Source organism: Paenibacillus sp. GCM10027628 (assembly GCF_042676385.1).
In the GTDB taxonomy this organism is placed as follows: domain Bacteria; phylum Bacillota; class Bacilli; order Paenibacillales; family NBRC-103111; genus Paenibacillus_E.
This window is the reverse complement of sequence record NZ_JBHTHA010000029.1, coordinates 98,917-108,109: the sequence shown is the minus strand read 5'-3', so window position 1 is coordinate 108,109 and position 9,193 is coordinate 98,917. Positions and strand designations below refer to the sequence as shown.

Here is a 9,193-nt window from a genome sequence, read left to right as displayed (position 1 = left end):
TAACGCGTCATTCTCTACAATAGGAGCTTTTTCCATGTCTGTCCACGAAAAAACCATCATAATATTCCTAAAATAGGAAATTATGTGATTGAAATTTTCATGTTAGGTTTGATGCATGCTTAGTGTGAATAACATCGTTGTGTATCAATCAGCGTCACTGAGGGTCGAACTCGCTTAGAAATGAGGGCCATACGTCCTCCTTGAATCTTATACATTCAATAAGAGCAAGAAAAAAAGGAACAGGTCGAATCCAAATTCGCCTGTTCCTTTTTTATAGATTAATACCCCTCGCCTTTGCCGCCCGTTACGATGGCTATGCTGGAGCTTGCGCCGATTCGGGTTGCTCCGGCAGCTACGATTTTACGCGCCGTCTCCAGATCTCTGACACCGCCCGATGCTTTCACGCCCATGTCAGGGCCGACCGTTTTTCTCATCAGAGCAATATCTTCCACGGTCGCTCCGCCATGTCCGAAGCCTGTTGAAGTTTTGACGAAATCCGCTCCGGCCTGTTTGCAGATCGTGCAAGCCTTTACTTTTTCTTCATCGGTTAAAAGTCCAGTTTCAAGAATAACCTTGACGACCACCTGCCCGCCCGCCGCTTGCACGACGCCTTCAATATCCTTTTGTACGGTGCTTAGATCGCCCGTTTTCAACGCGCCGATATGGAGGACCATATCAATTTCCGTAGCGCCGTTTGCAATCGCATCGCGGGCTTCGGCCATTTTGGCAAACGTCGTCGTCGCTCCCAAAGGAAAGCCGATTACCGTCGTAATGCCGACGTTCGAACCTGCCAGTTCCTTCGCTGCAAGCGGAACCCAGGACGGATTCACGCAAACAGTTGCAAAACCGTACTGCTTGGCTTCACCGCAAATTTTAACAATCTCATCTCTGGTCGCTTCAGGTTTCAATAATGTATGGTCTATGATTTGTGCGATATCTTTGTTTTCCATGGTAAATGTTCTCCTTTGTTTTTCTCTCAGACTGAATAATCTAGCAAATGTCTGGCTGTGAATTGATCTGTGATCAGTGTATTGGTATAATTTCCTTTAATCGCACCATAGATGGCCTCGACTTTCTTCATCCCGCCGGCCACCAAGATCGACTTTTCCTTCTCTCTCAGCTCCGCCAGATCGATGCCAATCGTACGGCGATTCAGTTCTTCGCTGCAAATGTTTCCTTCCAGATCGATGAATCTGGAGCAAATATCTCCCGCGCCTTTAGCATGAATAATATCCAGGTCAGACGGGGAGAAATAATTGGCTTTGATCAGAACGGAATCTTCCGAAGGAACACCTACGGTGAACACCGCGATATTGGCCTTCTTGCCGATCTCCAGAATTCTGCGAATATGCCGGTCGGCTTCGATCGCCTGCTTAACTACCGCATGATCCACGATTGCGGGAAGCGGCAATAAATGGGGCGTCGTATTAAAGGCACCGCCGAACAGATGAACGATCTCCGAAGCGTATGTGTTCGTCTCCGAATAACTGACGCCGCCGTTTAGTTGGACAACGGTTACATCTTTCACCAGTTTGTTCGGCAAATGAACGGCAACTTCATATAGGGTTGTGCCCCAGGTAGTGGCGATCGTATCGCCGTCTTTGACAACATCATGCAAGTATTCGGCAGCCGCTTCGCCGATGTATCTTTTGACGATGTGATCCTCGTATTCCGGTATCGAAGCGACAATCGCCTTTTTCAAATGAAACTTCTCTTCAAGTTGCGCAGCCAAAATTTCTTTATTTTCAGTCGGATCCATAATCTTAATCTGGACAATGCCTTCTTCTTTGGCCTGCTGCAAAAATCGGGATACTGTGGGACGAGATACCCCTAGCTTTCTGGCAATATCTTGTTGACTATAGTCCAACTGATAGTACATGCGAGCCGCGTCAACGATTTTCTCCAGTTTCTCTCCGCCCATATGTCTCCGCCCTTATAAGAAATTGAAATTTCGTTCATTAGAAATTGACATAATTTCATTTCTATTATACGGAGATTTTTCCACAAAAACAATATTTTTATGCAAAAAGGCGGTTCACCCATTCAACCAGCCTACCCCCGACGTATACCCCCATTACGCCCATTACAGCTGAGAAAACAGGAGGCGCAGGAAGGGGAAGGCGAAGGTACTTAAAGACAACTCCGACAATGGCTCCCGCTACAAAAGCAAGTATAACCTCTTTCATACAGCTCACCTCGACAAATTCTTATGGATTGATTTCACTTTGTCCAATGCATAGGATTTCCCAATTGTTACCGAGACAACCGCTTTTCTGAAACTTGTTGTTCGTAGTTCAGCTAGACGCGTAAAAAAAGAAAAAACCCGCTATATTAGCGAGTTTTTCCTGCCAATGCTCTTAAGATGACGGTTAATGCTTCTGCGCGGGTCGTGATGCCTTGCGGTCTTATTGTTCCGTCCTGGTAACCGTTCATGAATCCTTTTGAAGTCACGGCCGCCATCGCAGCTTGTGCCCATTCGGAAATGTCTGAGTTATCGACAAAAGTCGTACCTACAGTGACCGGATTCAGATGAGCGGCACGAACGATAATCTCCGCCATTTGCTCGCGGGTAATTGAATCGTCCGGACCGAACGTTGAATCGGTATATCCGGTGATGATTCCATGTGCCGCAGCTGTCGCGATTAAGTTCTTGGCCCAATGGTTGCCGGTGTCCGCGAACACTTTTCCGTCTTGTTCACCAAGTTTCATTGATTTTACGACGATCGCAACGAATTCGGCTCTAGTAATCGTATTGTCCGGCTTCAATGTGCCGTCCGGATAGCCATTGACCGCTCCCATCCGAATCATGTCGCGAATATTGTTTTCCGCCCAATGTCCCTTAATGTCAGAAGGATCTACCAGACCTGGACCTGGCACAGGTTTAGGCTCTTCTTTTTTTACGGTAGCCAGAACGGCGAATTTCGTAAAATGGTTCACCGAACCGGTTACCGTACCGTTAACTTTATCGACCTGCGGATTATCCAGCTCAATCCACTTGCCGGTTTCTTCATTCAACCAATAAATACTTACCAGCGATCGATCAAAGTCCACTTTGTTTTTCTCAAACGGGAGGGTGATTTGTACCGATTTGCTAAAAGGACCGTCTTTATCTTTTTTGATTTCAAAAACACCGCTAATCAATGTTGATGTTGAGTCCATCGGCAATTTAGAGCCATCCGTGATTTTGTCCACCGTAACCCTGATATCGCTCGTCTTGGCCCCGGCAGGAACGACTATCTTAACGCCGTCCAAAGTAATGGTGCCGCCACTTGCCGATTGGATGATTTCCGCATTGGCGGGTGGAGAAATCACACTGCCGCTACTGCTACCAGAATCTTTGCCACCATGGCCTTCGGTATTTGTCGTCCCTGTTGTAAACCTCCAAATATCCGACAGTTTCTTGCCTCCGTAGGCGTCTTCCGCTACAGAATACCATTGATAGATCGCATTCGATGCAAGATTGCTCCAAGGTACGGTTGCCTGTTTCCCGCTCTCTACATGCTCCACACTCCCGATCGGTTGACTCGAATACACTTTCACACCCAAATAGTCCGTGGCAACGCGTTTAATGACCGGTTGAAGGTCCAAGGAAATCGAAAACTCGTCTTTCCCCGGATATTGCTGCGGATCGTAGTAGTTGTAGTCATTCAAATAAGGCGAGAATGTCTTCATATTGATTTTCCCATGCGCCATATCAAACTGCATCAGACGAATATAGCCGAGACCGCCTTCCGGCGCTCCTTGGTAGTCTGCGAGCATTTGATATACGTTGCGATCCGGCTGACCGTCCCCGTTATCGTCAATCGCGTCGACTTTCAATTGAGCGTCGTGATAATGGCCGGATAGCGCGGCAATGACGTTCTTATTCGGTTTCACGACCCGTTCGAACACTTTATCTGCCATCGGCGCACGGTTATTGGAAACAAGCATGTATTCATGGAAATTCAGAATCGCTTTGCGGTTCGGATATTGTTTGAGTACATCATTGATCCAGTCGATTTCTTTATCACCGAATCCCCAGCCCATATAAACCACGATAAAATCATTACCGTTCGATGAAACCAGATCATAGTGCCCGCGATTGTTGTCGTACGACTCACCGTAGGTCGGCTGATTCTTGAAACGGTCTTCCCCAAACCATTGGGAGTAATAACTATAGTCGTTGTTTTGATGGCCCACGTCATGGTTGCCGGCCAGCACGCCATAAGGAATTTTGGCATCTTCCAAAACCTTCATATCCTTATCGGCTTCAATCCATTGGTACTCTTGATCGGCATTGTCTACAATATCGCCCGTGTGGATCACGTATTTAATCTTATTGTCTTCTTTATGGTCTGCGATCCATTTCACAATATCTTGATAAATGTAAGGATAGCTTTTTGCGTAGTACTGGGTATCCGACATCCAGACAAACGAGAAATCATAATCGGCAGGTGTCGGGCTTTCGCTACTTTGCGTGGCAGCAATTTCGTCTTGCACCATGACCAGTATCTTATGATCTTTCGCAAAATCGCCGGCAGTTACGCTGCCCTGCAGCTCGAAATCCTCGCTGCCCGCAATCGTAGTTTGGAGTTGCTTCCATTCCTGTTGTGTCGGACTCCAAGCGTATAAGCTGACTTTGCGCCCCTGGAGCGACTTCCCTTTCCAGTTGATTTCCACTTGATCCGAGCTTTTGACCGAATCATCCAACGTAACTTCAAATCGTTGATACGGAAATTTTTCAACGGAGTCGTCAACCAGATACTCACCGTCCGGCGCGCTGATCTTCCGGTAATCGTCTTGCGCGAAAGCCGTTTCGCCTTCAGGCTTTTCCATTTTCGGAGGTTCCGTGTCAGCCGCACCCCGGTATCCGGCAAAATGTCCCGGTGTGCCTGTGTCGTATTTGAATCCTTTATAAAACGAAACTTTCATCTCGTCGTTCATTGGATCCGATACCTTAACTGTTAATGAAGCATGGCGATCTACACCGCTAGCACCATCGCCCGGGGCAACCAATTCAGGCAAATTCGGATTTTCATTCGGTACTTGGAAGTTAATCGTCGCCGTAGCCGAATTACCAACTTTATCGGTTGCCTTAACGTTAAAAACATGTGTGCCACCCGGCATTTTTGCGGAAGACGTTGCATATGGCAGTTCAATGGCCTTTCCATCCAAGGTAACTTCGACCTTGTCAACCCCAGAGAGTGCATCGGATATTGCTGCATCCACGGTGAACGGACCACGGTACATTTTGCCTTCTTCCACAGTAGGGCTAATTGTCGGCGCCGTATTATCTACCTTTACGTTTGCGGTAACAGTGCTCATGGTGCCATTGCTGAGAGAAATCTGATGATCTCCATCGCTCATCGACGCCGTATTCCAAGCCAAAGCTTTGGATGCGAGCAGCGTACTTGGAATTACAAAATTGAAATCGACAACCGGAAATTTGCCTGAGCTGTCGCCCATTTTTATCACTTTCGACGGATTCGCATATTTGGCATCGTAAATGACCGTGCCATCAGCAAATACGAGACGTACATTCTTCACATCAAAATCGTCTTTGTTCTCTGCGGCCCGATCGTCAAATGGCGATGATTTCGAACCGGCTCTGATCGATATGATATTGCTGCCTTCCTTCAAGCGGTCTGCCTGAAACGGAATGGATAAAGTGGCGTAGGTGGGAATAGGGTCTTGAAACGTATAGAGAATTTCCTCCCCTTGCGTAACGGCATTTTTGAAATAGTAATCGACGCCCGATACATCGAATGCGAAATAGGCATTGTGTTCTATGGCATGATAAGCAGGCTGCGTCACCTCTTGACCATCGATCGTAAACTTCAGACTATCCGGGTCTAGAGACTCCCCTGTTCCTTTAATCACTTTTGTTTTTGCCAAAATATCTCCGTCTTTCACATTGAGACGCAAGTTCGATCGGTCCGAACCGCCAGTGATTGCAACCCGCTTCTTTCCCGAAGTGATTTCATTCGTACCGTCGGAAACCGCGAAGTAATAATCCAGATATTGTCTGCCAATGAGTTCAGGCGAATAAACCTTATAATGGTAAAAAGTATCCGCAAAACTTTCGGTCAAATACTTTTTGGCATAATCGGACTGATTGTCCGTTTTGTAATAGAGAATAACCGTTTTAACGGCTTTATCGTCTTTCGCATCGCCAATGATTTCCAAATCTTTGGACTGGTCGATTTCCGCAAAACGCGTTATATCCGTTAAGGTCGGAATTCCCGTATCGGGGGTGACTTTTACAACCTGCCCAGGTACTTGAACGATGTCCACGGCTCCCGGCGTCGCTGCTGCAGTCGCGGAACTGTATTTCGTCATGATCTTGCTGCCGTCTACCGGGTATTTGTATAAAATGCCCTTATTTTCCTTGGCATCGCCTGGTCCGTAATAGGCTGCAGCGATTTCCGTACCGCTATTGGTAGCAATCACCAGGCCGCGTTTGGAGCCATTAGCCATACCATCGCTGTAAATGCGTACAATGTCCTTGCCTTCAACCAGATTGGTGCCGTAGTTGGCATTGAAATCTGCGACAGTTGAATTTGTATTCTGACTGTTAATAATCCAGAAAACAAGTGTGCCTTTGGATGGGATGACGACGTCCCGTTTGTCCGCTGCCCAGTATAAATCGTCATCGGGCCCAGAATCCGTGTAACGGTACCGGATAATATAGTCTTTAAAATTAACCGGTTGATCCGTATTATTGTAGATTTCAATATACTCATATCCATCCATATCTCCAACATTCGCGGAATCCGGAACCACCTCCGACACAAGCAGCGGCGGAACCTTCGAATAATCGAAGTTGTCGAAAGTGATATCGACATTGTATACGCTCGTGCTAACCGTATTGAAGCTGTCCTGCGCTTGAATATAATACCTGAGCTGGCTTTCGCTCAACGCTGACTTGGGAATGATCGCTTGATATTGACTATTGCCCGTCGCCATCATATTCGTCGATTGATAGGTGGACTGGGATGCCGCTTGGTAGTACACGGAAGCCGTCACCGTTTCATTGGGCTCGGCATTGGCGATTTGGGCGCTAATAACCAGATCGTTCTTTTGGTCTGCCTGTGTGACCGGCTTATGATGGACGACCGGCGGTTCGGAAGCATTAAGCGGTACGGGTGGAACCTGAATGGCATCCACGATCCCGGGGGTAGCTGCAGCAGGAGCCGCATCGGCACCCGAACCGTACATCACCATTTTGATCGTGCCGTCTGTAGGATAACGGTAAAAAATGCCCATGTTTTCTTTCGTTTGATCATCGTTTTGATAGGATGCGATCGAGATTTCTGTGCCGGATTTGTCTTTCACGACGAGGTCCCTCGGCTTATCGGCAGGGGGACTGTTAATCATCCCGCCGCCGCCATCCACACGGAATAGGCTGACATTTTCCACTAGGCTCGTATGATAGTTATTATTGAAATCCGCTTCTGTCAAGGTTTTGTTCACACTGTTCATCACCCAAAATACGACTGATGCTTGTGCCGGGATCGAAACACTCCCGTTAGGATTGCTATTTTTATAAATCGACCAAACGGTCTCAGATCCGGGAAAACGGTAAACCAGATTATAATCTTTAAAGTCCAACGTTTTATTCGTATTGTTGTATACTTCAATGAACTCATAAGCATCAGATCCGCTGACATTGGACGAATCCGGAACAAGTTCGGTAATCAAAAGCTTTGGAACCTTCGAATAGTCTACAGCGCTGGCGACTGCGCCGTTATCCGTTGCGAAAGCCGTAGGCGCTAACAGGCTGAACATCATAGCAAATATGGTTATGGCTGAAATCCATCGTTTTAAATGTTTCTTATACAACTTTTAAACGCCCTCTCATCCGTATATTGTAAATTCCAAATCTTATTGTGCAATGACACGCTCAATCAACCAGTACAGCCCGAAAACGCCGATGATGCCCGAAGCGTATAAGGACCAGTTGATCTTCATCGGAATGCGGCGGACCGCCCAGAGTGCGGGAATGAAAACCGCCATGATGACAAGTTGTCCAATTTCTACCCCTAGATTGAAAGAGAACAGAGGCAGTGCCATATTTCCGGAAAGTGTCCCTCTCAGAACTTCTGCGAATCCGAATCCGTGCACAAGCCCAAACAGCATCGTGACAACCAGACGCCCGCTTTCTTTTTTCCGCCAAATATTTTCGACCGCAATGTATAGAATGCTAAGCGCAATCAACGGTTCGACGATTTTGGGAGAGAGATAGGCAATCTCTAGAGAAGACAATACGAGCGTAATGCAATGGCCTATTGTAAATGCGGAAATCAATTTCACGATTTTCCATACTCTTTGATCCGATGCCAGCAGCAGACCTACAAGAAATAACATATGGTCGATGCCCGTCCAGATGTGCTCCATCCCCATCCAAATATACTGCTGCAGTGTTGCCAGCCATGAAGAATCCGCCGGCTTTGCCTGTATACCGGTGTCTTGTCCGATAGCTGCCGGGCCCTGGATCTGAACAATATAATTTTGACTGCCGAGCACCTGCTCTATCGTCTGACCGCCGACATGAATCGTAGCGTAATTGCGGTGATTGGGGTCGACCCCGTTGTACCAGAAAAAGTTATATTGGACGAGAAGCTTTTTCACCGGAGAAGCGAATTTGTAGCGAATATCCATGCCGACCATATCCATGCTGGCTCGCTTTTCATGCTTTGCACTCACAATAACGCCTGTTCCGACTTTGCCATCACCCGTCACGATCAGCCCGTCATCCACTAGCTTCGAGATCGCATCCAGCGAATCGGACAATTGCTTGTCGCTTATCTTATCGCCTTCACTCCCTTTACCAGAAAGAAGCTGAAGCAGGTCATGTTCCGAGAAAGTAAGGTGATATTGCAGCGCATCTGGCCCCACCTTCATATCGGAGTATCCGGTTGAGGAAAAATGGGCCCATGCCGAACCGGCGAATATCGTGTACATACTAACGGCCAAGGCTAACGCTAAGAAGATCTTCTTGCCTTTCAGCACTACCCCATATTGCAACACTTCGTCGTACCTCCTTCCCATGGGTTTGTTCGTTCTTGGTCATCATATCGGGAACCGTCCAGGCTGCCTATACACACCTTTTCCGATCTTTTTCGATAGTTGAACTTCATCTGTTAAGCTTGTATGAAGCGGGGAATATGAAAAATTGCAAACCTCCCAAAAAACAGCCCATACCCTAAACAGG

General features: G+C 47.2%; 5 protein-coding genes. All 5 read right to left on the bottom strand.

Annotated features, from left to right (window positions below; genetic code table 11):
- Positions 1–278 precede the first annotated feature (278 nt).
- The 5 genes from deoC to ACFQZT_RS20545 all read right to left on the bottom strand — a co-directional run bounded on the left by deoC (position 279) and on the right by ACFQZT_RS20545 (position 9,009).
- On the bottom strand, positions 279–950 hold the full coding sequence (gene deoC / locus ACFQZT_RS20565) for a deoxyribose-phosphate aldolase (protein ID WP_379302720.1): 672 nt from the start codon (positions 948–950) through the stop codon (positions 279–281).
- Between the two features lie 26 nt (positions 951–976).
- A complete protein-coding gene (locus tag ACFQZT_RS20560; RefSeq protein WP_379302719.1) occupies positions 977–1,921 on the bottom strand; it encodes a DNA-binding transcriptional repressor DeoR in 945 nt (314 codons plus the stop codon).
- A 97-nt stretch (positions 1,922–2,018) separates the two neighbouring features.
- Positions 2,019–2,186 carry a XapX domain-containing protein gene (locus tag ACFQZT_RS20555; RefSeq protein ID WP_379302718.1) on the bottom strand — a complete coding sequence of 56 codons (168 nt, stop codon included), beginning with the start codon at positions 2,184–2,186 and terminating at the stop codon, positions 2,019–2,021.
- Between the two features lie 145 nt (positions 2,187–2,331).
- Positions 2,332–7,821 (bottom strand): S-layer homology domain-containing protein, encoded by a 5,490-nt coding sequence (locus ACFQZT_RS20550; RefSeq protein ID WP_379302717.1) that lies wholly within the window; start codon positions 7,819–7,821, stop codon positions 2,332–2,334.
- Between the two features lie 42 nt (positions 7,822–7,863).
- A complete protein-coding gene (locus ACFQZT_RS20545; RefSeq protein WP_379302716.1) occupies positions 7,864–9,009 on the bottom strand; it encodes a HupE/UreJ family protein in 1,146 nt (381 codons plus the stop codon).
- Positions 9,010–9,193: the final 184 nt, after the last annotated feature.